This window comes from Rhizobium sp. BK098 (genome assembly GCF_014193155.1).
GTDB lineage: Bacteria > Pseudomonadota > Alphaproteobacteria > Rhizobiales > Rhizobiaceae > Rhizobium.
In genome coordinates, this window is the sequence record NZ_JACHYY010000001.1 from 892,481 (window position 1) to 917,251 (window position 24,771).

The window sequence follows — 24,771 nt, forward strand, 5'->3', positions numbered from 1 at the left end:
CGAGTGGGCAGGTCGCGATCCGACATGAGGATGCAATGAATTATCCAACCAGTCGCGAGCATTGACAGTGCCTTGCTTCGGATTGACCAAAAATAATAAAGCCGGCGAGAAGTCGCCGGCCTTATACGGTCTCAGGCCGTTCGGTCGTTCAAGCGGCCGGACGGATCAGGATATGCTTCTTCTTGCCGAGCGACAGCTTGATGACGCCATCGGCGGTGACTTCGCCGCTGCCGATGATCTTGCGCTCGTCGCTGACAGCCTGATCATTGATGCGCACTGCGCCGCCCTGGACATGGCGGCGAGCTTCGCCGTTAGAGGCGGCAAGGCCGGCACGCACGATCAGGGCCAGAAGGCCGATGCCAGCGTCGAGTTCGGAGGAGGGAACGTCGATCGACGGCAGGTTTTCCGACAGACCGCCTTCCTCGAAGGTCTTGCGTGCGGTTTCGGCGGCCTGCTCGGCTGCGGCGCGGCCGTGAAGGATCGCGGTGACTTCGGTCGCGAGGATTTTCTTGACTTCGTTGATCTCCGAACCGGCAAGCGCGGAGAGGCGAGCGATCTCATCCATCGGCAGCGTCGTATAGAGCTTCAGGAAGCGGGAAACATCTGCATCCTCGGTATTGCGCCAGTATTGCCAGAAATCATAGGCCGAGAGCAGGTCGGCGTTCAGCCAGACTGCGCCGGTAGCAGACTTGCCCATCTTGGCGCCGGACGCTGTTGTCAACAGCGGCGAGGTCAATGCGAAGAGCTGCTTCGTCCCCATGCGGTGACCGAGATCGATGCCATTGACGATATTGCCCCACTGATCCGAGCCGCCCATCTGCAGGCGGCAATCGTAACGCTTTGCCAGTTCGACGAAATCGTAGGCCTGCAGGATCATGTAGTTGAATTCGAGGAACGACAGCGACTGTTCCCGGTCAAGTCTGGTCTTCACGCTGTCGAAGGACAGCATGCGGTTGACCGAGAAGTGGCGGCCGACATCGCGTAGGAATTCGAGATAGTTCAGCGAGCGCAGCCATTCTGCATTGTTGATCATCAACGCGTCCTTCGGACCCTCGCCATAGGTGAGGTAGTTCGAGAAGCAGCGCTTGATCGAAGCGATATTGTTCTCGATCGTGTCGATCGTCATAAGCTGGCGGGACTCTTCCTTGAAGGAGGGGTCGCCGACCATGCCGGTGCCGCCGCCCATCAGGGAAATTGGCCGATGGCCGGTCGCCTGCATCCAGTGCAGCATCATGATCTGGATCAGCGAGCCTGCATGCAAGCTCGATGCAGTCGGATCGAAGCCGATATAGGCCGTCACGGTTTCCTTGGCGAAGAGGTCGTCGAGGCCGGCTTCATCGGAAATCTGATGAATGAAGCCGCGCTCTTGCAGGGTGCGCAGGAAATCGGATTTGAACTCAGCCATGATCTTGGTCTCTCGAGGCCGCAACCCTGAAGGATGCGGCGAAGTCGCTATTGTTTGACGTTGGGCGCGCGTTTAGCACCGATTTGGGGACGCGTCATCATTTTGCTGGGAACAGACGACAAGTTTCGACACATGTCGTAGGGCGGCGCGTTTGTAAACGGACGCCTCTCAACTTCAATAGACCGTAACATGGCCGCGAATCTGCCTGGAATAAGTCCCGCATTCGCCCGAATCGAATCCTAGGCATTTTCTTATTGATCCCGTACGCACCTCATGTTTCGTGAAAGAAACCGGTATGTCGCCTCTGCTTTCGAAGATGGGATTGTCATCCAAAAAGACGATCTGGGCATTTTTTTCCATGATGTTGGTTTTGGTCGGTATTGCTGCTGCGAATCCGGCCGAAGCTCAGGGTTCCCCTGAAAAGAGAATAGCGCTTGTCGTTGGTAACGCCGCCTATACGGTAGGCGCGCTTCCGACGCCGGCCAATGATGCCGGCTTGATCGCGCAAACGCTGCAGGCCGCGGGCTTCGATGTGATAGGCGCGCGCGATCTCGATCAGAATGGCTTGCGCGATGCCATGCGCGACTTTCTGACGAAAGCCAACGCGTCAGGCCCTAACACCGTCGTCTTTGTCTATCTGGCGGGCTACGGGGTTCAATATCAGGGCGACAATTATTTCGTGCCTGTGGATGCGCAGATCGCCAATGCCACGGATGTCCCCCTCCAGGCAGTCCGCGTGAGCGACTTCACAAAGTCGCTGTCGGCCATCAACAATCGCGGCAGCATCGTCGTGCTCGACGCGGCTAGAGCCAATCCGTTCGTGCAGTCCAATCAGCCGCTGGCGGGTGGTCTGGCGCTGGTCGATCCCGATGCCAATCAGCTAATTGCCCTCAATGCGGCGCCCGGTACGGTCGCGCCGCAGGAGGCCGGACCCTATGGTTCCTATGCGCATGCGCTGGCGGAGATGATCCGTGTTGGCGGCCTTTCGCTTGATGAGGTCTTCGATCGCACACGGTTGCGGGTCGGTGACTTGACCAAGGGCGCCGAAATTTCCTGGGATACCACCAAGTTCAAGAACGCCTTTACTTTCTTCGATCGCGGACCGAATGCGCCGGCTGCTGCGGTGGCGAGCACCGAGGATGTGGCAAACCGGACGAAGCCCATTCGCGATTTCGACGAGCGTGATGCCTATTTCGCCGCGCTCGATCGCGACACGCTGCAGGGCTATGAGGATTTCCTCGCCGCCTATCCGAACGATTCTATGGCAAGGCGTGTGCGCGCCATCATCGCTGCCCGCCGAGAGGCGATAACCTGGCGCGAGACATGGCGAGCCGACACCCCGGAGGCCTATTGGTCCTATCTGAGGCGTTATCCGCGCGGTCCCCACGTCTGGGATGCCCGCCGCCGTCTCGAGCATTTCGAGGCAGCCCTTGAACCACCGCCTTCCTTCACCGTTATAGAATATGATGTGCCGCCACCGCCGCCGCCGGAAGTGGTCTATGTCGAGCGGCCTGTGCTTTATTTTGATGATGCCGATTTCGGGTATGCCCCACCGCCGCCCGTCGTCTTCCTTGCGCCACCGCCGCCGGATTTCGTCGAGCTGGCGCCGCCGCAGCCCGCGGTCGATCTCTATGTGTTGCCGGCACCGGTCTTCGTTCCGGTCCCTGCATGGGTCGAACCGCCACGCGATATCGCGCCGCCCGAGAACAATGTCATCTTCAACAACATCCACAATACGGTCGTGAACAACACGACGGTCATCAACAACAACACTGTGGTCAACGAGAACGGGGCGGCACCCGCAGCACCTGGGCTGACGACAGGTCAGAAACTCGCCGGCGCGGCCGTTATCGCCGGAGCAGGGGTTGCAGCACTGCATGTTGCCCTGCCGCCATCGGTACAGAAGAAGGCGGCAGTTATACAAAGGCAGAACCCCGCCGCGGCCGCTAAGACGATGCCTGGAGTTGCTCCAGCGGCAGCGCCGTCGCCGCAGCCGCAAGGCGGAAACGCCGCTGCCCACGTGCTTCCCGGCGCCAATGGTCAGCCGCTGCCGGCTGGTGGCAAGCTGCCCGTCAATCAGGGAACGGCTCAGACGAAGCCGGGGCAATCGCCGCAAGCTGCACCGAATGCGGTGCATAATCCGACTGTTGCCACTCAACCCGCCCAGCAAGGCACAAATGCCAATGCGCACGCGCTTCCGGGCGCGAACGGTCAACCTCTGCCAGCCACGGGCAAGCTGCCGGTCAATCCTGGCGCAGCGCAGACCAAACAGGCTCAACAGCCTCAGGCTACGCCGAACGCCAATACACATGCGTTTCCCGGTGCCAAGGGACAACCGCTGCCGGCCGTTGGCAATGCGCTTGCCATGAAGGGGCAAAACCAGATTACCAAGACCCCGGCACCGCAAGCAATGTCGGGCGGCAAACCGAATCCGGTCGCCGCTGCACCGAAACCCAATGGGCATGCTCCGGCAGCGCCGGCTGTTGCCGCCAGAACTCCGGCGAAGCCCAAGGCCATCTCCAACAATCCACCTCGTGTCAGCAGTCAGCTTCATGTCGCTGCCACGCCGTCGCGGCAAGCCAATCCGGCTCCGGCGCAGCCCAAACCCGCGCCGCATGTGGTGGCACAGGCGAGGGCGCCAGCGCCGAAGCCGCAGGCCCAGCCCAGGCCGCAACCGCAGCCGAAGGTCGTGCAGCAGCAGGTGAAGAGACCCCCTCCGCCTCCGCCGCAGAAGCCTCCGGAAAAGAAGAAGTGCGGCGCTCCCGGCCTGCCGGCATGTCACTGACGGATGATATCAAGCGATAATCTCAAGGCCCGCCTCGGCGGGCCTTGGCATGCGATATTGTCGCTTGATCGGCTTGTTGAAATCAGGCCAAGCGGTTAGCACTGACCGACCGGTCGTCAATCGGCCCTGACATACGTATTACGGCAGGCTGCAGGTCCATCACGAAAACAGGCAGGCAGATGAGTGACACCATCATACTCGAAACCCCACGCCTCGTTCTGACGATGTGGGACAAGGGTGATGCCGAAATGATTCGGCAATTGCATTCGACGATCGAGACCACGCGCTATCTCTCAGGCGCGGCTCCCTGGACGCTGGAGAAGGCCGAGGAGCGGCTGAAAAGCTGGTTCGATGAACATGCGCGCGACGGTGTGACCAAATATAAGATGCTGCGGCGCGAGGATGGACGCTTTATCGGCCGTGCCGGCTTTTCGCGCTTCCAGGAGAGAGGGCGAGGCGAGTTCGAACTCGGCTATTCGCTTCGGCAGGACGCTTGGGGCAACGGCTACGCTACGGAAATCGCCGGCGCACTCGCGCAATGGTTTTTCAACCGCGGCTTTGCCGATCGGTTCATCGCATTCACGCATCCGGAAAACATTGCGTCGCAGCGTGTTTTACGGAAGATCGGCATGCGGGATCACCCGTCGATGACGATCGACGGGATCACTTGCCCGACTTTCAGAATGGCTCGATAACGGCCGTCTCTTTAGCGAATGCGCTTGGCAGCCGGTTCCGGCACTAATTCGCCATTCAGGCGACGATCGAGATAATCCTCGCATTCGCCGAGCAGCGTTTCGACCTGACCGTTGAAGAAGTGGTTGGCACCCGGAACCACCTTGTGCGTGATCAGGATGCCCTTCTGTGTCTTCAGCTTCTCGACGAGGCCGTTGACGTCCTTTTCCGGAGCAACCTTGTCCGCATCGCCGTTAATGATCAGGCCGGACGAGGGGCAGGGTGCGAGGAAGGAGAAGTCGTAGATATTCGGCTGCGGCGCGATCGACATGAAGCCTTCGATTTCCGGACGGCGCATCAGAAGCTGCATGCCGATCCAGGCGCCGAAGGAGTAGCCGGCAACCCAACAGCTCTTCGAATCAGGATGAAGGCTCTGAACCCAGTCGAGGGCCGACGCCGCATCGGAAAGCTCGCCGGCGCCGTGGTCGAACTCGCCCTGGCTGCGGCCGATGCCGCGGAAATTGAAGCGGAGCGTGGTGAAGCCGCGCTTCTGGAACATATAGAAGAGCTGGTAGACCACCTGATTGTTCATCGTACCGCCGAACTGCGGATGGGGATGAAGGATAATCGCGATCGGGGCGCTCTTTTCCTTGGAGGGCTGATAGCGGCCTTCAAGGCGACCCGCGGGGCCGTTGAAAATTACTTCGGGCATCGATACTCCGGCTCTTCTTTTTCTGCGTTCAAACCCTACGGCACGCAGCAAGTTGACTTGACGAATGCGCTCATCTTTTCTAGAACGCAGTTTAGAACAATTCGAAACTTGATGCGGTGGTCCGCGCGTTGTTTGCGCAACGGTTTGTGGAACGTGTCATAAGGCATGCCCGGCTGAAATTTCAAGGAAAATGAGCCGGTCGCAGCAAAGCAAAGTCGCGCAGGAAGAAGATTATGGCGGCAGCACGCCTCTATCTCGACTGGAATGCTACCGCACCGCTTCATCCGGCGGCGCGCGAAGCCATGCTGCGCGCAATGGATATTCAAGGCAACCCCAATTCTGTTCATGGCGAAGGTAGAGCAGCCCGCGCGGCTGTCGAGGCTGCACGCCGGCAGGTTGCAAGATTGACCGGCGCCGCACCCGCCCATGTCGTTTTTACGAGCGGCGCCACCGAGGCGGCCAATATGGTGTTGACGCCGGAATTCCGCATGGGGCGGACGCCGCTTCTCGTCAGCCATCTATATATATCGGCCGTCGAGCATCCAGCCGTGCGCGAAGGCGGGCGATTTGCCAGGGATGATGTCAGCGAAATACCGGTGACATCGGACGGTATGGTCGATCTTGCCGCGCTGGAGGCCATGCTCGCTGCGCATGACAAGGCGAGCGGCTTGCCGATCGTTGCCATCATGCTCGCCAATAACGAGACCGGAATTCTCCAGCCTGTCGGCGAAGCGGCCAAGCTCGTTCAGGCCGCGGGCGGCCTTCTTGTGGTGGATGCCGTTCAGGCGGCAGGCCGCATTCCGCTCGATATCAATGCGATCGGCGCGGATTTTCTGATCGTCTCCTCCCACAAGATCGGCGGTCCCAAGGGTGCCGGCGCGCTCGTCTCGCGCGGCGAGGTGCTGATGCCGAAACCGTTGATCCATGGCGGCGGCCAGGAAAAAGGCCATCGCTCCGGCACGGAAAACACGCTTGCCATCATCGGATTCGGTGCGGCTGCCGAGGCTGCTGCCGCAGACTTAGAGGTTCGTAATGCCGCGATCGGTTCGTTGCGCGACCGGCTGGAAGCGGGCATGGAACTTGCAGCACCGGATGTCATCATTCATGGAAAGAATGGCCCACGCGTTCCGAACACCAGCTTCTTCACGCTGCCGGGACTGAAATCCGAAACGGGGCAGATCGCCTTCGATCTGGAGGGCGTGGCGATTTCTGCCGGCTCAGCCTGCTCGTCGGGCAAGGTCGGCGAGAGTCATGTGCTCGTGGCGATGGGATGTGACCCGAAACTCGGGGCTCTCCGCATTTCGCTGGGGTCGACTACAATCGAAGCGGATATCGATCGCGCAATCGCTGCTTTTGCCCGCATTGCGGGAAGACGCAAGCTGGCGGGCGCGGCGGCCTGACGGCCACAATTTTGCGGAAACCGAAATTTCCGCTTGCCAAGCGGGGTGAAAAGTCCCTTTTGGCCGACTACATAGAAGGCAGACATAAGTCTGCCGCAACGTTGACAAGCTGCCGGACCTTGGATCCGGCGAGATTGGAGAACGAAATGCCTGCAGTCCAGGAAACGGTCGATCAGGTTCGCCTGATTGACGTGGACCAATACAAGTATGGTTTTGAGACCATCATCGAAATGGACAAGGCTCCCAAGGGTCTGTCCGAAGACATTGTCCGTTTTATTTCCGCGAAGAAGCAAGAGCCGGAATGGATGCTGGAATGGCGTCTTGAGGCCTATCGCCGCTGGCTGACGCTGGAAGAGCCGACATGGGCGCGCGTCGACTATCCGAAGATCGACTTCAACGACATCTACTACTACGCCGCGCCGAAGAAATTCGCCGGTCCGAAGTCGCTCGACGAAGTCGACCCGGAACTCCTGAAAACCTATGAGAAGCTCGGCATTCCATTGCGCGAGCAGGAGATCCTTGCCGGCGTCGAGAAGCCGAAGATCGCCGTCGATGCGGTGTTCGATTCTGTCTCAGTCGTCACCACCTTCAAGGAAGAGCTGAAGAAGGCCGGCGTGATCTTCATGTCGATCTCGGAAGCCATTCGCGAGCATCCGGATCTGGTGCGCAAGTATCTCGGCTCCGTCGTGCCGACCTCGGATAATTTCTATGCGACGCTGAATTCGGCCGTCTTCACGGACGGTTCGTTCGTCTTCGTGCCGAAGGGCGTTCGTTGCCCGATGGAACTATCGACCTACTTCCGCATCAACGAGAAGAACACGGGCCAGTTCGAGCGCACGCTGATCATCGCCGAAGAAGGTGCCTATGTCTCCTATCTCGAAGGCTGCACGGCGCCGCAGCGCGACGAAAACCAGCTGCATGCCGCCGTCGTCGAGCTCGTTGCGCTCGATGACGCCGAGATCAAGTATTCGACGGTGCAGAACTGGTATCCGGGCGACAAGAACGGCAAGGGCGGCATCTACAACTTCGTCACCAAGCGGGGCGATTGCCGCGGTCATCGCTCCAAGATCTCCTGGACGCAGGTCGAGACCGGCTCTGCCATCACCTGGAAATATCCGTCCTGCATCCTGCGCGGCGATGACAGCCGCGGCGAGTTCTACTCGATCGCCGTTTCCAACGGTCATCAGCAGGTCGATAGCGGCACCAAGATGATCCACCTCGGCAAGAACACGTCGAGCCGCATCGTCTCGAAGGGCATCGCCGCCGGTGTCTCGCAGAACACCTATCGCGGCCAGGTTTCAGCTCACCGCAAGGCGTCGAACGCGCGTAACTTCACGCAGTGCGATTCACTGCTGATCGGTGACAAGTGCGGCGCCCATACGGTGCCCTACATCGAGGCAAAGAACTCGACGGCGCAGTTCGAACATGAAGCCACGACGTCGAAGATTTCCGAAGACCAGCTGTTCTACTGCCTGCAGCGCGGCATCCCGACCGAAGCGGCGATCGCACTGATCGTCAATGGCTTCGTCAAGGAAGTGCTGCAGGAGCTACCGATGGAATTCGCCGTCGAAGCGCAGAAGCTCATCGGCATCTCGCTCGAAGGCAGCGTGGGTTGACGCACACGAATCAGAATTAGCTTTGGCGCGCCGCGCGCGCCGCACCTTCATTCCTGCGATAGGATACTAAAATGCTTGAAATCAAGAACCTGCACGCTCGTATCGCCGAAGACGGCACTGAGATCATCCGTGGTCTGAACCTGACCGTGAAGGCTGGCGAAGTCGCCGCCATCATGGGCCCGAACGGCTCGGGCAAGTCGACGCTCTCCTACATCCTCGCCGGCCGTGAGGACTATGAAGTCACCGAGGGTGACATCCTTTATAACGGCGAAAGCATCCTGGAGCTTGACGCCGCCGAGCGCGCCGCCAAGGGTATCTTCCTGGCCTTCCAGTATCCCGTGGAAATTCCCGGCGTTGCCACCATGCAGTTCCTCAAGGTTGCTCTGAACGAGCAGCGCAAGGCACGCGGCGAAGACGAACTGACGACACCGGATTTCATCCGCCGCGTCAAGGATGCTGCCGGCAAGCTGCAGATCAACATGGACATGCTGAAGCGCCCGCTCAACGTCGGCTTCTCGGGCGGTGAAAAGAAGCGCGCCGAAATCCTGCAGATGGCGCTGCTCGAGCCGCAGCTTTGCGTGCTCGACGAAACCGATTCCGGCCTCGACATCGATGCGCTGAAGATCGTCGCCGATGGCGTCAACGCGCTACGTTCGCCCGATCGCGCCGTGATCGTCATCACCCACTACCAGCGCCTGCTCGACTATATCGTTCCGGACACCGTCCACGTTCTCTACAAGGGCCAGGTGATCAAGTCCGGCGACAAGACGCTGGCGCATGAACTCGAAGCCAACGGCTATGCCGACATCATCGGAGCTGCAGCCTGATCGAGGCGGAAAGGACACGTCGATGAACATTCAGACGACGAACCGCCTGACATCGGCCGAAACGGCGCTGATCGAGGCGTATAACGACCAGATGGGCGACCTGCCTGGCGACGGCGAAGTTTTTGCCGTCCGCGATCGCCTGCTGGACGAGCTGAAGACCGCCGGCCTGCCGACGCGCCGCGTCGAGGCTTGGCATTACACCGATTTCAAGAACCTGCTGCGTCTGGTCCCGAGCGATATCGGCAAGGGCCTTGCCGAAGCGTTGCCGGCGACAGTCGAAGGATCGCCTGTCATTGCGGTTCTGCAGGGCAAGGCAAGTGATAAGGCTTCGGTGAAGAATTTGACCGTTGCGCGCTACGCCGACAGCTTGATCAACGGCGCGGCCGCCGTTGGCCTCGAAGCGCTCGGCAAGGATGACGCCATCGGGCGCATCAATGCGAGCTTCGTGCGCGATGGCTACGTCATCGATTTCCCCGATGGCACCGAACTCGATGCGCCGCTCGAAGTGCAGTTCATCCATGCCGGCGGCCAGATCCACAGCCGTCTGCCTGTTACCTTCGGCGCTGACGTCAAGGCGACCTTTATCGAGCGTCATCAAGCGGTTGAGGGCGCGGCTGCGCTGGTTTCCTCGGTCAGCGAAATCAAGATCGGCAAGGGTTCTGAAATCACTTGGATCATCCTGCAGGAGCAGGGCAGCGAAGACACCCATCTCGGCCAGCTTCGCATCGATCTTGGAGAAGACGCCAAGCTGAAGCTGTTCGTCATCAACGCCGGCGGCAAGCTGGTGCGCCAGGAACTGTATATCAAGGTAGCGGGCGAGGGCGCCGATCTGACGCTGCGCGGCATCAACCTGCTCGGTGGCGATACCCACACGGACGTGACGATGGTACTCGGCCATGACGTTCCGAACACCGGTTCCACGGAAGTTATCCGTAATGTTGTGTTCGATCGCGCTCGCGGCGTCTTTCAGGGCATGATCCGGGTCGCACCGGATGCGCAGAAGACCGACGCCAAGATGGCTTGCAACACGCTGCTGATGTCCGACGATGCCGAGTTCTCCGTGAAGCCGGAGCTTGAAATCTTCGCTGATGACGTGCAGTGCGGCCATGGCGCCACTGTCGCGGATATCGACGGCAACCATCTCTACTACCTGATGGCGCGCGGCATTCCGGAGAAGAAGGCGCGCGCCATGCTCGTCAACGCCTTCGTGGCCGAGATCGTCGAGGAACTGGAAGACGAAGCCCTCGTCGAGGCGCTGGAAGGCGTTATTTCGGCCTGGCTGGAAAAGCACGCCTGATTGGAGGCAAAGCTCGTGGACAAGATCGTGCCGGCAACGGCCTATGACGTCGAAGCCATTCGCCGGGATTTTCCGATCCTGGCGAAGACGGTGCATGGCAAGCCGCTGGTCTATCTCGACAACGGCGCCTCCGCGCAGAAGCCGCAGGTCGTCATCGATGCCATTTCGCATGCCTATTCCAACGAATATGCGAATGTGCATCGCGGCCTGCACTTTCTGTCCAATGCTGCGACGGAGGCCTATGAAGCGGCTCGCGAAAAGGTGCGCCGCTTCCTGAATGCGCCGTCGGTCGACGACATCGTCTTTACCAAGAACTCGACGGAAGCGATCAACACAGTCGCCTACGGCTGGGGTATGCCAAAGATCGGCGAGGACGACGAGATTGTCGTCTCGATCATGGAGCACCACTCCAATATCGTTCCCTGGCATTTCATTCGCGAGCGTCAGGGCGCGAAGCTGGTATGGGTACCCGTCGACGACGAGGGCGCGTTCCATATTGAGGATTTCGAAAAGAGCCTGACGGAGCGCACCAAGCTCGTCGCCATCACACATATGTCGAATGCGCTCGGAACTGTCGTTCCGGTCAAGGAAGTGTGCCGCATTGCCCATGAGCGCGGCATCCCGGTCCTGATCGACGGCTCGCAGGGTGCCGTGCATATGCCTGTCGACGTGCGGGATATCGACTGCGACTGGTATGTCATGACCGGCCACAAGCTCTATGGCCCTTCGGGTATCGGCGTTCTCTACGGCAAGAAAGAGCGGCTTGCCGAGATGCGGCCGTTCCAGGGCGGCGGCGAGATGATTTTCGATGTCACCGAGGAAAACGTCATCTATAACGAGCCGCCGCACCGCTTCGAAGCGGGAACGCCGCCGATCGTTCAAGCGATCGGCCTTGGCTATGCGCTCGATTATATGGACAGTATCGGTCGTGAAGCGATTGCTCGGCACGAAGCCGATCTTGCCGCCTATGCGGCGGAGCGGCTGCGGGATATCAATTCGCTGCGCGTCATCGGCACGGCGCCCGGCAAGGGTGGCATCTTCTCCTTCGAGCTCGCGGGAATACACTCCCACGACGTCTCGATGGTGATCGACCGCCAGGGTGTCGCCGTTCGTGCCGGCACGCATTGCGCCCAGCCGCTCTTGAAACGCTTCGGCGTCACCTCCACATGCCGTGCATCGTTCGGCATGTACAATACGCGCGCCGAGGTGGATGTCTTGGCGGATGCATTGGAATATGCACGGAAATTCTTTGCCTGAGGAGGCAAGCGATGTCACTCGACGAAAGCGAACAGAAGATCGATGCGCGCGAAGGGATCGTGCATTCCAGCATCCCCGAGGATGAACTGGCGCGCCTCAGCGACGACATCATCTCTGCGCTGAAAACGGTCTACGATCCGGAAATTCCGGCCGATATCTTCGAGCTCGGTCTGGTCTATAAGATCGATATCGAAGACGACCGGATGGTGAAGATCGTCATGACGCTGACAGCACCGGGTTGCCCGGTTGCCGGCGAAATGCCGGGCTGGGTGGAAAATGCCGTCGGCGCCGTCGAAGGTGTTTCCGGTGTCGACGTCAGCATGACCTTCGATCCGCCGTGGACGCCGGATCGCATGTCGGAAGAAGCGCAGGTCGCCGTCGGCTGGTATTGAAGCTTTAGGCCGCCGGCTTTACATTGAGACTCGAAGCACCGGATCTTGACCCCGGTTGCGGAAGGAGAATGAGCCCATGGGCTTCGCAATCATGAGCATGACGGATGCGGCAGCGGCCCGCGTCAAGTCAATCGTTGAAAATTCCGGCCCCGATGCCAAGGGCGTTCGCGTGGGCATCAAGAAGGGCGGCTGCGCCGGGATGGAATATACCATCGACCTGGTGACGGAGCCGAATGCCAAGGACGACCTGATCGAGCGCGATGGCGCAAAGGTTTGGGTTGAGCCCTCGGCCGTACTTTATCTCCTCGGCACGGAAATGGGCTTCGAGACGACGACGTTGCGCTCGGGCTTCATCTTTACCAATCCGAACCAGACATCGGCCTGCGGCTGCGGCGAATCCGTCGAATTGAAGCCCGCCGATCTTGCTGCTCTTGCAGCGCAACGACAGGCTGCGCAACCCGCTTAAAGACACCTCCTGTATTTCACCTTGCTGCATTTCGTGCTTTGATCGATGGATACTGAGGGTCTTTCGTCGCCCTCGGCTGACCAGCGGCTTCGAGCCGGATGAGGTCGGGGCGCGCAAGGGGATCTTATGGCGGCATCGGCATGGGTTTACACATTGATCCCAGCGGCAGCAGCCATCGCGGGTGCCGCGGTTGCGGTGAATACGCGGCCGGGGCCTAATCTTGTCAGCGCAATCCAGCATTTTGCAGCCGGTGTCGTGTTTGCCGCCGCCGCCGGAGAAATTCTGCCTGATGTCATGCACAGGGGTTCTCCCTTGGCGACGGTGATCGGCGGGGCGATCGGCGTCGGCGTGATGTTGCTGGTCAAACAACTGGAAAACTGGGCTAAGGGGCCGGTCGGCCTTCTCGCCGCCATCGGCATCGATATACTGATCGACGGTCTCGTGCTCGGCATCGGCTTTGCAGCCGGCCCGAAAGTTGGCTTCCTGCTGACGATCGCTCTGACGATCGAAGTGCTGTTTCTTGGCTTGACGGTGACGAATGAGCTTGGCGAGAGCGTTCGCTCTCGAGCCAGGATCGTCGCGACTACGGCAGCACTTGCGCTATTGCTGCCGATCGGCGCTCTGCTTGGGACGCCGATCGCTTCGTTGCCCGGCCCAGTTCTCACAGGCTTCTTCGCGTTCGGGCTGATTGCGCTACTTTATCTCGTTACCGAGGAACTGCTGGTCGAAGCCCATGAAACACCCGATCGCCCCTGGGTGACGGCTATGTTCTTTGCCGGCTTTCTCGTGCTGCTTCTGCTTGAAGAGGCGATTGGTTAGCGATGCCTCGGGATTGGGAAGCGAATTCCTAGTTTGCGGCCGATATCGGCGTTAGCTTAAGGCCGAGTGCCCTGACGACCTTCAGGATCGTCGCGAATTCCGGATTCCCATCGCCGCTGAGCGCCCGGTAAAGGGCGGAACGGTTCATGCCGACATCTTTGGCGAGCTTGCTCATGTTGCGCGTGCGCGCGACTTCGCCCAGTGCCCTGGCGATCGAGGCGGGATCGTCGGTTTCGAAGGCGGCGGCGATGTAGCTGTCGGGATTGTCCACGTCGAATCGTTCCGGCATAAATCTGAATTCCAAGGTCCCACCGTGGCGTCATCAAAAACGCCGCGCATCCTTTCGGACACGCGGCGTTTTCATAGACAAGTTTCACAATAGATTTATGTCTGTTTCCGGCGAAGCGACTGAACCGCTTCGCTTTTTTGCAAAAACCCTATTCTGCGGCCTCGGCGTAGGATTCCAGCGGCGGGCAGGTGCAGATCAAGTTGCGGTCGCCATAGACATTGTCGATGCGGTTGACCGGCGACCAGTATTTGTCCACGCGGAAGGCACCGGGCGGGAAGCAGGCCTGCTCGCGCGAATAGGGGCGATCCCATTCGCCGACAAGGTCTTCCACCGTGTGCGGAGCGTTCTTCAACGGATTGTTGGCCTTGTCCATCCGGCCGTCTTCGATGGCGCGGGCTTCCTCGCGGATCGCCAGCATCGCCTCGCAGAAACGATCGAGCTCGGCCTTCGTTTCCGATTCGGTCGGCTCGATCATCAGCGTGCCGGATACCGGCCAGCTCATGGTCGGGGCATGGAAGCCGCAATCGATCAGGCGCTTGGCAACGTCGTCGACCGTCACACCGGCGCTTGCGGCCAGCGGGCGGGTGTCGATGATGCATTCGTGTGCCACGCGTCCATCCTTGGACTTGTAGAGCACGTCATAGGCGCCCTTGAGCCGGGCAGCGATGTAGTTGGCGTTGAGGATTGCCACCTTCGTCGCCTGCGTCAGGCCTTCGCCACCCATCATCAGGCAATAGCTCCAGGAGATCGGCAGGATGGAGGCCGAACCGAAGGCTGCCGCCGAGACCGCTCCGCTGCGGCCGTCCGTTTCCGGATGGCCGGGCAGGTGGGGCGCCAGATGCGCCTTGACGCCGATCGGGCCCATGCCGGGACCGCCTCCGCCATGCGGGATGCAGAAGGTCTTGTGCAGGTTGAGGTGGCTGACATCGGAGCCGATATCGCCGGGACGCGAGAGGCCGACCATGGCGTTCATATTCGCGCCATCGAGATAGACCTGACCACCATGCTTGTGCACGAGATCGCAAATCTCCTTCACCGTTTCCTCGAAGACGCCGTGCGTCGAGGGATAGGTGATCATGCAGCAGGAGAGGTTGTCGGCATATTGCTCGGTCTTGGCGCGAAAATCGGCCATGTCGATATCGCCATCGTCGCTGACTTTCACGACCACGACCTTCATGCCCGCCATCTGTGCCGAGGCGGGGTTGGTGCCGTGCGCGGAGGTCGGGATGAGGCAGATGTCGCGGTGACCTTGGCCATTGGCAATGTGATAGTTGCGGATGGTCAGCAGACCGGCATATTCGCCCTGCGCGCCGGAATTCGGCTGCATGGAGAAGGCGTCATAGCCTGTTACGGCGCAGAGCTTGTCCGTCAGATCATCGATCATTTCGCGATAGCCGAGCGCCTGATCGGCCGGGACGAATGGGTGGATATCCGAAAATTCCGGCCAGGTGATTGGCAGCATTTCCGCCGTCGCGTTCAGCTTCATGGTGCAGGAGCCGAGCGGGATCATCGAGCGGTCGAGCGCCAGGTCGCGGTCCGAAAGACGACGAATGTAACGCGTCATCTCGCTTTCGGCACGGTTCATGTGGAAGATCGGATGTGTGAGGTATTCGCTGGTGCGCAGCAGAGTCTTCGGCAGGCGGCAGGACGGCTCGAAATCGGCGATGCGGAAATCGCCGCCGAAAGCGCGCCAGACGGCTTCGACCGTTGCCGGGCGCGTGCGCTCGTCCAGGCTGATGCCGATCTTCGTTTCACCAACCTTGCGCAGGTTGACGCCTTCGGCGACGGCTGCACGCAGGATCAGACCCTGCATGTGGCCGACTTCGACGGTGATCGTGTCGAAGAAGGTCTCAGGCTCAACGATGTAGCCGAGCTTTTCCAGTCCCTTGGCCAACAGCACGGCCTTCTGATGAACCTGTTGGGCGATTGCCTTCAAACCCTGCGGACCGTGGAAGACCGCATACATGGAGGCCATGACGGCGAGGAGCACCTGGGCGGTGCAGATGTTCGACGTCGCCTTTTCGCGGCGGATATGCTGTTCGCGGGTCTGCAGCGAGAGGCGATAGGCGCGATTGCCGCGTGCATCGACCGAGACGCCGACGAGACGGCCGGGCATGGAGCGCTTGTAGTCGTCCTTGACCGCCATAAACGCCGCATGCGGCCCGCCATAGCCAACCGGAACGCCGAAACGCTGCGAGGAGCCGATGGCGATATCCGCACCCATTTCGCCCGGGGATTTCAGCAGGGTCAATGCCAGGAGATCGGTCGCCATGACGGCGATGGCGCCGGTCTGGTGCAGGCGGGCGATCAGGCCACTGAAATCGTTGATGTGGCCGTGCGTGCCCGGATACTGGAAGATTGCGCCGAAGACGTCGACCGGATCGAGATCGGTGAAGGGATTACCGACGATGACGGTCCAGCCGAGCGGCTCGGCGCGCGTCCTGATCAGCGCTATGGTCTGTGGGTGGCATTCGGCATCGACGAAGAAGGCCCTTGCCTTCGATTTGGCGACGCGTTCCGCCATCGCCATACCTTCGGCCGCGGCGGTCGCTTCATCGAGCAAGGAGGCGTTGGCGACATCGAGACCGGTGAGGTCGCTGATCATCGTCTGGTAGTTCAGCAGTGCCTCGAGGCGACCTTGGCTGATCTCTGGCTGGTAGGGCGTATAGGCCGTGTACCAGGCGGGATTTTCCAGGATGTTGCGCTGGATGACCGGCGGCGTGATCGTACCGTAATAGCCCTGGCCGATGAGCGAAACGAGAACCTTGTTCTTGTTAGCGGTCTCGCGCAGACGGTCGAGCGCCTCGCGCTCCGTCATCGCTGCGCCCCAGGCGAGCGGCGCCTTCTGGCGGATCGCCGGCGGCAACGTCGCGTCGATCAGGCCGTCAAGGCTCTTATAGCCGATCACCTTGAGCATATCGGCCATCTCCGACGGAGACGGGCCGATATGGCGGCGGTTGGCGAAATCGTATGGCTGGTAGTCGGTGAAGGTGAATTCCGTAGGCGTCGCCATTATCCGATCAGCTCCTTGTAACCGGATTCATCAAGAAGACCATCGAGATCGCCGACGTTCTTCAGCTTCAGCTTGAAGAACCAGCCAGCACCCATCGGGTCGGAGTTGACGAGGGCCGGATCGGCGGTGATGGCTTCGTTGATTTCCGTGATTTCCCCGTCGAGCGGACAATAGACTTCGGAGGCTGCCTTGACGGATTCGACGGTTGCCGCGTCAGCTCCCTTGGAGAAGCTGGCACCGACCTCAGGCAATTCCACAAACACGAGATCGCCGAGCTGTTCGGCGGCATGTGCCGTGATGCCCACGATTGCGACATCGCCTTCGACCTTCAGCCACTCATGTTCTTCGGTAAACTTCAGCATGGATAATCCTCTCTGGAAAAGACGTTCAACGTTTGTAGGTTGGTTTGATGAAAGGCAGGGCGCTGACGGCGACGGGCAGATATTTGCCGCGTACTTCAGCGTAAACGGTGGTGCCAAGCGCCGTGAAATCGGTGGGCAAATAGCCCATGGCGACCGGGCCTTCGACGCTCGGACCGAAACCGCCCGACGTGACTTCACCGATCTCCATCTTGCCTTCGGCATCGGCATATAGCTTGGCATGGCCGCGCACCGGCGCCTTGCCCTCCGGCTTCAGACCGACACGGCGCCGCGTGGCGCCGCCATCGAGTTCGCCGAGGATACGGCTTGCGCCAGGAAAGCCGCCGGCGCGGACACCGCCGGTCTTGCGGGCCTTCTGGATCGCCCATTCGAGCGCGGCTTCTATCGGCGTGGTCGTCTGGTCGATATCATTGCCATAAAGGCAAAGGCCGGCTTCGAGTCGGAGCGAGTCACGGGCGCCGAGGCCGATCGGCTGTACATCCGGGTGCTCCAGCAGCCGCTTGGCGATATCCTCGGCCTTATCGGCCGGGACGGAGATTTCGAAACCGTCTTCGCCGCTATAGCCGGAGCGCGAGACGAGGCAGGAGACATCGTGGAGGCGACAATGGCGCACATCCATGAATTTCATATAGGCGATATCGGCCCAGAGCTCGGCAAGCACGTCGACGGCGTGCGGGCCCTGAAGGGCAATGAGTGCGCGATCAAGTAATGTGACTTCGCAGCTATCGCCGATATGATCTTGAAGATGCTTGAAATCCTGCTCTTTGCAAGCGGCATTTACGACGACAAAAAGATAGTCGTCCATGTGGGCGATCATTAGATCGTCAAGAATGCCGCCCTTGTCGTCGGTGAAGAAGCCATAGCGCTGGCGATTTTCAGCAAGGCCGACAATATCGACGGGCACCAGGCTCTCCAGTGCCAGCGCGGCATCCTCATATTTGCCGGAGCGGGCGCGGATCGTCACCTGACCCATATGCGACACGTCGAACAGGCCGGCGGAGGATCGAGTCCAAAGGTGTTCCTTCAGAACGCCCGGCGCATATTGAACCGGCATATCGTAGCCCGCGAACGGCACCATGCGGGCGCCGAGGGACACATGCAGGGCATGAAGGGGGGTGGTCTTGAGGGCAGCGGTCTCGTCCAAATGACGCCTCCGGGTTTTGCGCTCGTTTCGAAGCGCAGAGCTCACAATTTCGGCGCGGTTGCGCCTGACGATGAGCCCCCTCTGTCTGTTTGCCTGAGATTGTTATCCCTTCGGCGAACGCTTGCGCGCTTCTCTCCAGAGTTCCGTCTGCCCCTTGCTGGTCCTTTGGCCTGAGAGTTTCCGGGGCGGTTGCTCCTTCGGCACCGGCTTGCGCCGGATTCTCCCAACAAGGTTGACAGCCATTATCCGGTCTCGGCGAAAGATGGCAAGGGGCAAATGTCGTCGCTGAACAAATTTTTGTCGCGCCGATCAATCCTGCGTTTCCTAATGAATACGGGCCTTTGCAACAGAGATGGGAGAGGCTATCCCTTCTGCTCGATTGAGGAGCCGGGCAGGAGACAAAGATGAACCGCAACTACGCAGCCGCATTGCTGATGTCCATTGGCGCATTTTCGCTTTCCGTTGTCGGAGCGATGGCTGAGGACAGTGGCGCGATGAAATCCATGCCCGGCATGCACACGGATACAGGTGCGGCGCCTTCCGGCTCGGCGACTGCCAAGCTTGGCGATCTCGATATCAGCGGTGGCTACGTTCGCGCCATGCTTCCCGGCCAACCGGTGGGCGGCGGCTATATCACCATTCACAACACCGGCAAGACAGACGACAAGCTGACCTCCGTGACCTCCGCAGCCGCCGGCAAGGTGGAATTGCACGAGATGAAGATGGAAGGCGAGATCATGAAGATGCGCGAGGTGAAGGGCGGCATCGCGATTCCCGCCGGCGCGACCGTGACACTCGCGCCGAATACGATGCACATGATGTTCAAGCAGGTGAAGATGCCCTTCAAGCAGGGTGGCACGGTGCCCGTGATGCTGATGTTCGACAAGGCTGGTATGGTCGACATTAATCTTCCCGTCGTCTCGGCCAAGGGAAACTGAGCCAGAAAATCATTCGACGTTACAATTCCGGTTTCCACTTTTCCTCGAAATGCTCTAAAGCCACGTCAAAAGGCTGGGAAATATCCGGCCGCGGGGCCGATGCCCTGTCGTTTGAATTTGCATGATCCGCCGAACGCAGGTTTGGCAACGCTTGGGACATGCCGCGGTATTTGAAAGAAGAAGAATGGCCGGGATTGAGCATATTAAGGTCGAGCCTGACGAGGCCGGCATGCGCCTGGACCGCTGGTTCAAGGTGCATTTTCCGGGTCTCGGCTTTGGGCAATTGCAGAAGCTGATGCGCTCCGGACAGGTACGTGTCGATGGCGGCCGCGTGAAGACGGATGCGCGCGTGCAGCCTGGGCAGATGGTGCGCGTGCCGCCGCTCGATGTCGATGCAAAGGCACTGAAGAGCGGCCCGATCGCGGGCAATGACCTCAAACATTCCGGCGACGCCGAGCTTCTTGCGCGCATGCTGCTGCATGAAGACGACAAGGTCTATGTGCTGAACAAGCCGGCAGGCCTTGCGGTGCAGGGCGGTTCCGGCCTTACGCGCCATATCGACAAGATGCTGGAGGCGTGGACGAGCAAGAAGGGCGAGAAGCCGCGCCTGGTGCACCGTCTCGACCGAGACACGTCCGGCGTGCTCGTCGTTGCCCGCACCCGCGGCGCGGCGCAAAAGTTGACGGCCGCCTTTCGCGAGCGCGACACCAAGAAGACCTATTGGTCGCTGGTCAAGGGCGTGCCGCGCAAGCATGAGGACAAGATTTCCACCTGGCTGGTGAAGGAAGCAACGCCGGATGGCGACCGCATGCGCATCGCCAAGCATGGAGAGGAGGGCGCGGATCACGCCATCTCCTACTACCGCGTGCTCGAAACGGCTGCTCAGAGCCTCGCCTGGCTGGAAATGGAGCCCTATACCGGCCGAACCCACCAGCTGCGCGTCCATGCGCTGCATATGGGCCATCCGATCATCGGCGACCCCAAATATTTCGATGACGATCCGAACTGGGATTTTCCGGGCGGTGTCCAGAAACGCCTGCATCTGCATGCGCGCCATATCGATATCCCGCATCCGAGCGGCGGACGCCTGCGCGTCACCGCGCCTTTGCCGCCGCATATGGTTCAGACTTGGAACCTTCTCGGTTTCGATATGGAATCGGCAGGGGAGCCGGACGACGAATGAAGCTGGTCCTATTCGATTGTGACGGCACGCTGGTCGACAGCGCGCGGCTGATCCATGAGGTTATGGCGCGAACCTTCGTGGCCTTCGGCTATAAGCGTCCCGATGTTTCTGCGACGAAATCGATCATCGGCCTGACGCTCGATATCGCCATTGCCCGCCTGCAGGGCAAGCCGCATGTCGACGACGAAGCGATCGCGATGACGGCGCACTACAAGTCGATTTTTCCGGAGGTGCGAGACGAGGCCGACATGCAGACGCCGCTCTTCGACGGCATCAAGCCGCTGATCGAGACGCTTGCGGCCCGCGATGAACTGCTGATCGGCGCAGTGACGGGTAAATCCCGCCGCGGCTTGACCCATATCCTTGAGGTCAACGACTTCGCGCCCTATTTCATTGTCTCGCGCACCGCCGACGACTGCCCGTCCAAGCCGCATCCGGCGATGGTCACGGAATGCTGCGACGAGACCGGCATGGATCCGCACGACACGATCGTGATCGGCGATGCCATCTATGACATGCAGATGGCAAAAGCGGCCGGTGCGACTGCCATCGGCGTTGCCTGGGGTTATGCTTCGGTCGAGGAGTTGCTGGCAGCAGGCGCCGATGCCATCGCCCACCATCCGAACGATATATTGAGCCATATTCTCTGAGGTGACGCCATGCGCGACCTGTTGAACGATCTTTCCGAAGGTCTCAGCCATCCCGATCCGATCCGCCGCGCGCAGATCCAGATGAAGAAGCCGCTGCCCAAGCGCTTCTACAAGGATGTGACGATTAGCGCTGACGAGGGCAGTCACGCCATCGCTCTGGATGGCAAGGTGGTGAAGACGCCGGCGCGGCACTCCCTGGCCCTGCCGACAGAAGCACTTGCCAGACTGGTGGCCGGAGAATGGGCGCGTCAGGTTGACGTGATCGATCCCGCGACCATGCCGATAACACGCCTCGTCAATACCGCCATCGATGGCGTTGCGACGGAGAGCCAGGCCGTATTCGACGAAATCGTCCGCTTCTCCGGCAGCGATCTGCTTTGCTACCGCGCCGACGGTCCCGAGCGGCTCGTCGAGCGGCAGTCGGAGCGCTGGAATCCGGTGATCGAATGGGCAGCGCGCGACCTAGGCGCCCGCTTCATCCTGGCCGAAGGCGTCATGCACCAGGAACAGCCTAAAGAGGCTATCGCGGCCTTCGCCGCTGCTTTGCGCGAGTTTGACACACCGATGGAGTTCGCGAGCTTGCACACGATCACGACGCTGACTGGTTCGGCGATCCTGGCGCTGGCCTTTGCGAAAGGTTTCCTGCCGCTTGCCGAGGTTTGGTCGCTCGCTCATCTCGACGAGGATTGGACGATTGAGCATTGGGGCAGCGACGAAGAAGCCGAGCAGCGTCGTGCACAACGTTTTGAGGAGTTTCAGGCCGCAGCCGCGGTTTTTTCCGCGCTTCGCAGTTGAATATTGTTGATTTCCAGTCCTTTATATCGATCTGCATATCTTGCAAATTCGAAAGTCGGGGCAGGGATCATGTTGTTGTGGAGGCCGAGAGCCATACCGGCGCTCGTGGGAAGTCTGGCATTGGCCGCTTGCTCGAGCTGGTCCGTGGATCCTCCGCCTCCAACCTATGCCGTGCGCAGCGCAACCGTCATAGCCGATCAGGCACTGCCGCCGGTGTCGCCGGCATTGGTTGCAGCCGTCAATGATCGCGTCAACGCCGCGATCGCCGCCACGAGCTTCGGTCCGCAATTGCCACAGGTTGCCATCACAGTCCGACTGAGCGACGTCCGCAAGGCGCGCGGCTTCAATCGCGACCGCAGCAGCGCCAAGATCAATATCGATGCTGCGGCAGCCGATGGCGGCGCTGTGATTGCCATGGCATCGTTCGAGACCAGAACTGTCGCTCCTGATCCTGCCACCGCAGATGAGCTGATGGCGGAAGACATCGCCGCGCGGGTTCGTTCCATCTTTTCGCTGAACACACCGCGGCTCGCAAACTAAGCCAACAGCTTCAAACAGGGCTCGCGCCATGCTAAGCCCGAGCGATGATGGAGAGAGGGCCGCATGAAGGAAATCCTGCAGGAACTGGAACGCCGTCGCGAGATTGCAAGGCTCGGCGGCGGGCAGGTGCGCATCGACGCGCAGCACGCCCGAGGCAAGCTGACGGCGCGTGAGCGCATCGATATCTTCCTCGATGAGGGCTCTTTCGAAGAGTTCGATATGTTCGTCGAGCATCGCTCGACCGATTTCGGCATGGACAAGAGCAAGATTGCCGGCGACGGCGTCGTGACCGGCTGGGGCACGGTCAACGGACGAACCGTGTTCATTTTTGCCAAGGATTTCACAGTCTTCGGCGGGTCTCTTTCGGAAGCACATGCGGAAAAGATCACCAAGGTGCAGGATATGGCGCTGAAGAACCGGGCACCGATCATCGGAATCTACGATGCCGGCGGCGCCCGCATTCAGGAAGGCGTGGCCGCACTCGGCGGTTATGCTGAGGTATTCCAGCGCAATGTACTGGCCTCCGGCGTCATTCCGCAGATTTCCGTCATCATGGGCCCCTGCGCCGGCGGTGACGTCTATTCTCCGGCCATGACCGACTTCATCTTCATGGTTCGCGACACATCCTACATGTTCGTCACCGGGCCGGATGTGGTGAAGACCGTTACCAACGAGACCGTGACATCCGAGCAGCTCGGCGGTGCCTCCGTGCATACGACGAAATCCTCGATTGCGGATGCCGCCTACGACAATGATGTCGACACGCTCCTGCAGGTACGCCGTCTCATCGATTTCCTGCCGCAGTCGAACACGGCAGCGGTGCCGGAGATCGAGTGCTATCAGTCGGTAGCGCAACCGGATAATTCGCTCGATACGCTGATCCCGGCGAATGCCAACAAGCCCTACGACATCAAGGAGCTGATCCTGAAGGTGGCGGACGAGGGCGATTTCTTCGAGATCCAGGAAAGCTTTGCCAAGAACATCGTCTGTGGCTTCGGCCGCATCGAGGGCGCCACGGTCGGCTTCGTCGCTAATCAGCCGATGGTGCTAGCCGGCGTACTCGACAGCGACGCGTCGCGGAAGGCGGCTCGTTTCGTGCGTTTCTGCGATTGCTTCAATATCCCGATCGTCACCTTCGTCGACGTGCCGGGCTTCCTACCGGGAACGGCACAGGAATACGGCGGCCTGATCAAGCACGGCGCCAAGCTGCTCTTTGCCTATGCCGAAGCGACCGTACCGAAACTGACGGTCATCACCCGCAAGGCCTTCGGCGGCGCCTATGACGTCATGGCCTCGAAACATCTGCGCGGTGACCTAAACTACGCCTGGCCGACGGCGCAGATCGCCGTCATGGGCGCCAAGGGCGCCGTCGAGATCATCTTCCGCAAGGATATTGCCGATCCGGAGAAGATCGCGGCCCACACCAAGATGTACGAAGACCGTTTCCTGTCGCCCTTCGTTGCCGCGGAGCGCGGTTACATCGACGAGGTGATCATGCCGCGCTCGACCCGGCGCCGGCTGGCCCAGGGTCTCAGAATGTTGCGCAACAAGGATCTGACCAATCCCTGGAAGAAGCACGACAACATCCCGCTTTGAGTCCGTGACAACACGTCACGGATATCACACGGAAAATTGATCCGACGTCAGAAGCCGTGTTTTCACGTTCCCAGTCGTGCGCTCTATTGCTTCCTCGTGGGGGAGTTAAAACTGGAGTTTAACATGGCGCTTTCCGATCGGCTGAATCAATATCAGCCCTATGCTCTTACTGTCTTGCGCGTCGTCACCGGCGTACTCTTCATCGAACACGGCTTGCAGAAGCTGTTTGGCTTTCCGCTCGGCGGTCAGTTCCCAAGCCCGCTGCCGACCTTGCTTCTGGTTCAGGGTATCCTTGAAGTTGTCGGTGGATTGGCAACGATCGTGGGCTTCTTTACCCGTCCGGTCGCGTTCATTTTGTGCGGCAACATGGCTGTCGCCTATTTCATGGCGCATTATCCGAAGAATTTCTTCCCGGCCAACAACGGCGGTGACGCGGCGATCCTCTATTGCTTCGTCTTCCTGTTCCTGATCTTCGCCGGCCCGGGCCTGCTGGCGATCGACAACAACAAGAAGTAAATAACCGGACTCTTCGTCGGGCTCGGTTGAATTGCCGGGTCCGGCGAATAAATTCGTCTCTCGCGTGTTTACTCCGTTA

At 60.2% G+C, this 24,771-nt stretch carries 23 protein-coding genes and 2 riboswitches; of the genes, 17 read left to right on the plus strand and 6 right to left on the minus strand.

Going from position 1 to position 24,771, the window contains the following annotated elements; genetic code table 11:
* Positions 1-148: 148 nt before the first annotated feature.
* Positions 149-1,405, minus strand: coding sequence for a tyrosine--tRNA ligase (tyrS, locus tag FHT73_RS04290; protein ID WP_183710015.1), 1,257 nt, complete (start codon positions 1,403-1,405; stop codon positions 149-151).
* Positions 1,406-1,700: 295 nt separating this feature from the next.
* Here tyrS and FHT73_RS04295 point away from each other — a divergent pair, with 295 nt between their 5' ends.
* Complete coding sequence (locus FHT73_RS04295; protein ID WP_183710017.1) at positions 1,701-4,190, plus strand: caspase domain-containing protein; 2,490 nt, start codon at positions 1,701-1,703, stop codon at positions 4,188-4,190.
* A gap of 179 nt (positions 4,191-4,369) precedes the next feature.
* On the plus strand, positions 4,370-4,885 hold the full coding sequence (locus FHT73_RS04300; RefSeq protein ID WP_112606454.1) for a GNAT family N-acetyltransferase: 516 nt from the start codon (positions 4,370-4,372) through the stop codon (positions 4,883-4,885).
* Between the two features lie 11 nt (positions 4,886-4,896).
* Here FHT73_RS04300 and FHT73_RS04305 read toward each other — a convergent pair whose 3' ends face one another.
* Positions 4,897-5,574 carry an alpha/beta hydrolase gene (locus FHT73_RS04305; protein WP_004108794.1) on the minus strand — a complete coding sequence of 226 codons (678 nt, stop codon included), beginning with the start codon at positions 5,572-5,574 and terminating at the stop codon, positions 4,897-4,899.
* Positions 5,575-5,807: 233 nt separating this feature from the next.
* Between FHT73_RS04305 and FHT73_RS04310 the strand changes: the two genes are divergently transcribed.
* The 8 genes from FHT73_RS04310 to FHT73_RS04345 all read left to right on the plus strand — a co-directional run bounded on the left by FHT73_RS04310 (position 5,808) and on the right by FHT73_RS04345 (position 13,648).
* Entirely contained in the window at positions 5,808-6,974 is a 1,167-nt protein-coding gene (locus FHT73_RS04310; protein WP_183710019.1) for a cysteine desulfurase family protein, read from the plus strand.
* A gap of 146 nt (positions 6,975-7,120) precedes the next feature.
* Positions 7,121-8,590 (plus strand): Fe-S cluster assembly protein SufB, encoded by a 1,470-nt coding sequence (gene sufB, locus FHT73_RS04315; protein ID WP_015340014.1) that lies wholly within the window; start codon positions 7,121-7,123, stop codon positions 8,588-8,590.
* Between the two features lie 71 nt (positions 8,591-8,661).
* The gene (gene sufC, locus FHT73_RS04320) at positions 8,662-9,417 is read left to right on the plus strand and encodes a Fe-S cluster assembly ATPase SufC (RefSeq protein ID WP_015340013.1); all 756 of its coding nucleotides are present in this window, start codon (positions 8,662-8,664) and stop codon (positions 9,415-9,417) included.
* Between the two features lie 22 nt (positions 9,418-9,439).
* On the plus strand, positions 9,440-10,714 hold the full coding sequence (gene sufD / locus FHT73_RS04325; RefSeq protein ID WP_112334771.1) for a Fe-S cluster assembly protein SufD: 1,275 nt from the start codon (positions 9,440-9,442) through the stop codon (positions 10,712-10,714).
* A gap of 15 nt (positions 10,715-10,729) precedes the next feature.
* Positions 10,730-11,971, plus strand: a complete 1,242-nt coding sequence (locus FHT73_RS04330; protein WP_183710021.1) for a cysteine desulfurase — start codon at positions 10,730-10,732, stop codon at positions 11,969-11,971.
* Positions 11,972-11,982: 11 nt separating this feature from the next.
* Positions 11,983-12,363, plus strand: coding sequence for an SUF system Fe-S cluster assembly protein (locus FHT73_RS04335; protein ID WP_075850603.1), 381 nt, complete (start codon positions 11,983-11,985; stop codon positions 12,361-12,363).
* Positions 12,364-12,439: 76 nt separating this feature from the next.
* On the plus strand, positions 12,440-12,829 hold the full coding sequence (gene sufA, locus FHT73_RS04340; protein WP_183710023.1) for a Fe-S cluster assembly scaffold SufA: 390 nt from the start codon (positions 12,440-12,442) through the stop codon (positions 12,827-12,829).
* Between the two features lie 126 nt (positions 12,830-12,955).
* Positions 12,956-13,648 carry a transporter gene (locus FHT73_RS04345; protein WP_183710025.1) on the plus strand — a complete coding sequence of 231 codons (693 nt, stop codon included), beginning with the start codon at positions 12,956-12,958 and terminating at the stop codon, positions 13,646-13,648.
* 28 nt (positions 13,649-13,676) lie between these two features.
* On the opposite strand, the gene FHT73_RS04350 is transcribed toward FHT73_RS04345, so the two are convergent.
* The 4 genes from FHT73_RS04350 to gcvT all read right to left on the minus strand — a co-directional run bounded on the left by FHT73_RS04350 (position 13,677) and on the right by gcvT (position 18,474).
* Positions 13,677-13,937 carry an addiction module antidote protein gene (locus FHT73_RS04350; protein WP_183710028.1) on the minus strand — a complete coding sequence of 87 codons (261 nt, stop codon included), beginning with the start codon at positions 13,935-13,937 and terminating at the stop codon, positions 13,677-13,679.
* Positions 13,938-14,085: 148 nt separating this feature from the next.
* Positions 14,086-16,950: an aminomethyl-transferring glycine dehydrogenase gene (gene gcvP, locus FHT73_RS04355; RefSeq protein ID WP_183710030.1), complete on the minus strand. Its 2,865-nt coding sequence runs from the start codon at positions 16,948-16,950 to the stop codon at positions 14,086-14,088.
* Positions 16,950-17,312 carry a glycine cleavage system protein GcvH gene (gene gcvH / locus FHT73_RS04360; RefSeq protein WP_112334775.1) on the minus strand — a complete coding sequence of 121 codons (363 nt, stop codon included), beginning with the start codon at positions 17,310-17,312 and terminating at the stop codon, positions 16,950-16,952. The genes gcvP and gcvH overlap by 1 nt, the downstream gene beginning before the upstream one ends.
* Before the next feature lie 25 nt (positions 17,313-17,337).
* Positions 17,338-18,474 (minus strand): glycine cleavage system aminomethyltransferase GcvT, encoded by a 1,137-nt coding sequence (gene gcvT / locus FHT73_RS04365; protein WP_183710032.1) that lies wholly within the window; start codon positions 18,472-18,474, stop codon positions 17,338-17,340.
* 71 nt (positions 18,475-18,545) lie between these two features.
* Positions 18,546-18,623: riboswitch (glycine riboswitch) on the minus strand.
* A gap of 3 nt (positions 18,624-18,626) precedes the next feature.
* Positions 18,627-18,710: riboswitch (glycine riboswitch) on the minus strand.
* A gap of 168 nt (positions 18,711-18,878) precedes the next feature.
* On the opposite strand from gcvT, the gene FHT73_RS04370 reads away from it, so the two are divergent.
* The 7 genes from FHT73_RS04370 to FHT73_RS04400 all read left to right on the plus strand — a co-directional run bounded on the left by FHT73_RS04370 (position 18,879) and on the right by FHT73_RS04400 (position 24,692).
* Positions 18,879-19,412, plus strand: coding sequence for a copper chaperone PCu(A)C (locus FHT73_RS04370; RefSeq protein ID WP_183710034.1), 534 nt, complete (start codon positions 18,879-18,881; stop codon positions 19,410-19,412).
* A gap of 184 nt (positions 19,413-19,596) precedes the next feature.
* The gene (locus tag FHT73_RS04375; RefSeq protein ID WP_112334778.1) at positions 19,597-20,595 is read left to right on the plus strand and encodes an RluA family pseudouridine synthase; all 999 of its coding nucleotides are present in this window, start codon (positions 19,597-19,599) and stop codon (positions 20,593-20,595) included.
* Complete coding sequence (locus tag FHT73_RS04380) at positions 20,592-21,245, plus strand: HAD-IA family hydrolase (protein ID WP_112606475.1); 654 nt, start codon at positions 20,592-20,594, stop codon at positions 21,243-21,245. Before FHT73_RS04375 ends, FHT73_RS04380 begins: the two co-directional genes overlap by 4 nt.
* A 9-nt stretch (positions 21,246-21,254) precedes the next feature.
* A complete protein-coding gene (locus FHT73_RS04385; protein ID WP_112606477.1) occupies positions 21,255-22,040 on the plus strand; it encodes an ATP12 family chaperone protein in 786 nt (261 codons plus the stop codon).
* Between the two features lie 144 nt (positions 22,041-22,184).
* The gene (locus FHT73_RS04390) at positions 22,185-22,580 is read left to right on the plus strand and encodes a hypothetical protein (RefSeq protein ID WP_310232425.1); all 396 of its coding nucleotides are present in this window, start codon (positions 22,185-22,187) and stop codon (positions 22,578-22,580) included.
* 63 nt (positions 22,581-22,643) lie between these two features.
* Complete coding sequence (locus tag FHT73_RS04395; RefSeq protein WP_112334782.1) at positions 22,644-24,176, plus strand: acyl-CoA carboxylase subunit beta; 1,533 nt, start codon at positions 22,644-22,646, stop codon at positions 24,174-24,176.
* A 123-nt stretch (positions 24,177-24,299) separates the two neighbouring features.
* A complete protein-coding gene (locus FHT73_RS04400; protein WP_112334783.1) occupies positions 24,300-24,692 on the plus strand; it encodes a DoxX family protein in 393 nt (130 codons plus the stop codon).
* Positions 24,693-24,771 lie beyond the last annotated feature (79 nt).

Coding starts and splice junctions, on each gene's coding strand:
- tyrS (WP_183710015.1), bottom strand. CDS start 1,405: ATGGCTGAGTTCAAATCCGATTTCCTGCGCACCCTGCAAGAGCGCGGC.
- FHT73_RS04295 (WP_183710017.1), top strand. CDS start 1,701: ATGTCGCCTCTGCTTTCGAAGATGGGATTGTCATCCAAAAAGACGATC.
- FHT73_RS04300 (WP_112606454.1), top strand. CDS start 4,370: ATGAGTGACACCATCATACTCGAAACCCCACGCCTCGTTCTGACGATG.
- FHT73_RS04305 (WP_004108794.1), bottom strand. CDS start 5,574: ATGCCCGAAGTAATTTTCAACGGCCCCGCGGGTCGCCTTGAAGGCCGC.
- FHT73_RS04310 (WP_183710019.1), top strand. CDS start 5,808: ATGGCGGCAGCACGCCTCTATCTCGACTGGAATGCTACCGCACCGCTT.
- sufB (WP_015340014.1), top strand. CDS start 7,121: ATGCCTGCAGTCCAGGAAACGGTCGATCAGGTTCGCCTGATTGACGTG.
- sufC (WP_015340013.1), top strand. CDS start 8,662: ATGCTTGAAATCAAGAACCTGCACGCTCGTATCGCCGAAGACGGCACT.
- sufD (WP_112334771.1), top strand. CDS start 9,440: ATGAACATTCAGACGACGAACCGCCTGACATCGGCCGAAACGGCGCTG.
- FHT73_RS04335 (WP_075850603.1), top strand. CDS start 11,983: ATGTCACTCGACGAAAGCGAACAGAAGATCGATGCGCGCGAAGGGATC.
- sufA (WP_183710023.1), top strand. CDS start 12,440: ATGGGCTTCGCAATCATGAGCATGACGGATGCGGCAGCGGCCCGCGTC.
- FHT73_RS04345 (WP_183710025.1), top strand. CDS start 12,956: ATGGCGGCATCGGCATGGGTTTACACATTGATCCCAGCGGCAGCAGCC.
- FHT73_RS04350 (WP_183710028.1), bottom strand. CDS start 13,937: ATGCCGGAACGATTCGACGTGGACAATCCCGACAGCTACATCGCCGCC.
- gcvP (WP_183710030.1), bottom strand. CDS start 16,950: ATGGCGACGCCTACGGAATTCACCTTCACCGACTACCAGCCATACGAT.
- gcvH (WP_112334775.1), bottom strand. CDS start 17,312: ATGCTGAAGTTTACCGAAGAACATGAGTGGCTGAAGGTCGAAGGCGAT.
- FHT73_RS04370 (WP_183710034.1), top strand. CDS start 18,879: ATGAACCGCAACTACGCAGCCGCATTGCTGATGTCCATTGGCGCATTT.
- FHT73_RS04375 (WP_112334778.1), top strand. CDS start 19,597: ATGGCCGGGATTGAGCATATTAAGGTCGAGCCTGACGAGGCCGGCATG.
- FHT73_RS04380 (WP_112606475.1), top strand. CDS start 20,592: ATGAAGCTGGTCCTATTCGATTGTGACGGCACGCTGGTCGACAGCGCG.
- FHT73_RS04385 (WP_112606477.1), top strand. CDS start 21,255: ATGCGCGACCTGTTGAACGATCTTTCCGAAGGTCTCAGCCATCCCGAT.
- FHT73_RS04395 (WP_112334782.1), top strand. CDS start 22,644: ATGAAGGAAATCCTGCAGGAACTGGAACGCCGTCGCGAGATTGCAAGG.
- FHT73_RS04400 (WP_112334783.1), top strand. CDS start 24,300: ATGGCGCTTTCCGATCGGCTGAATCAATATCAGCCCTATGCTCTTACT.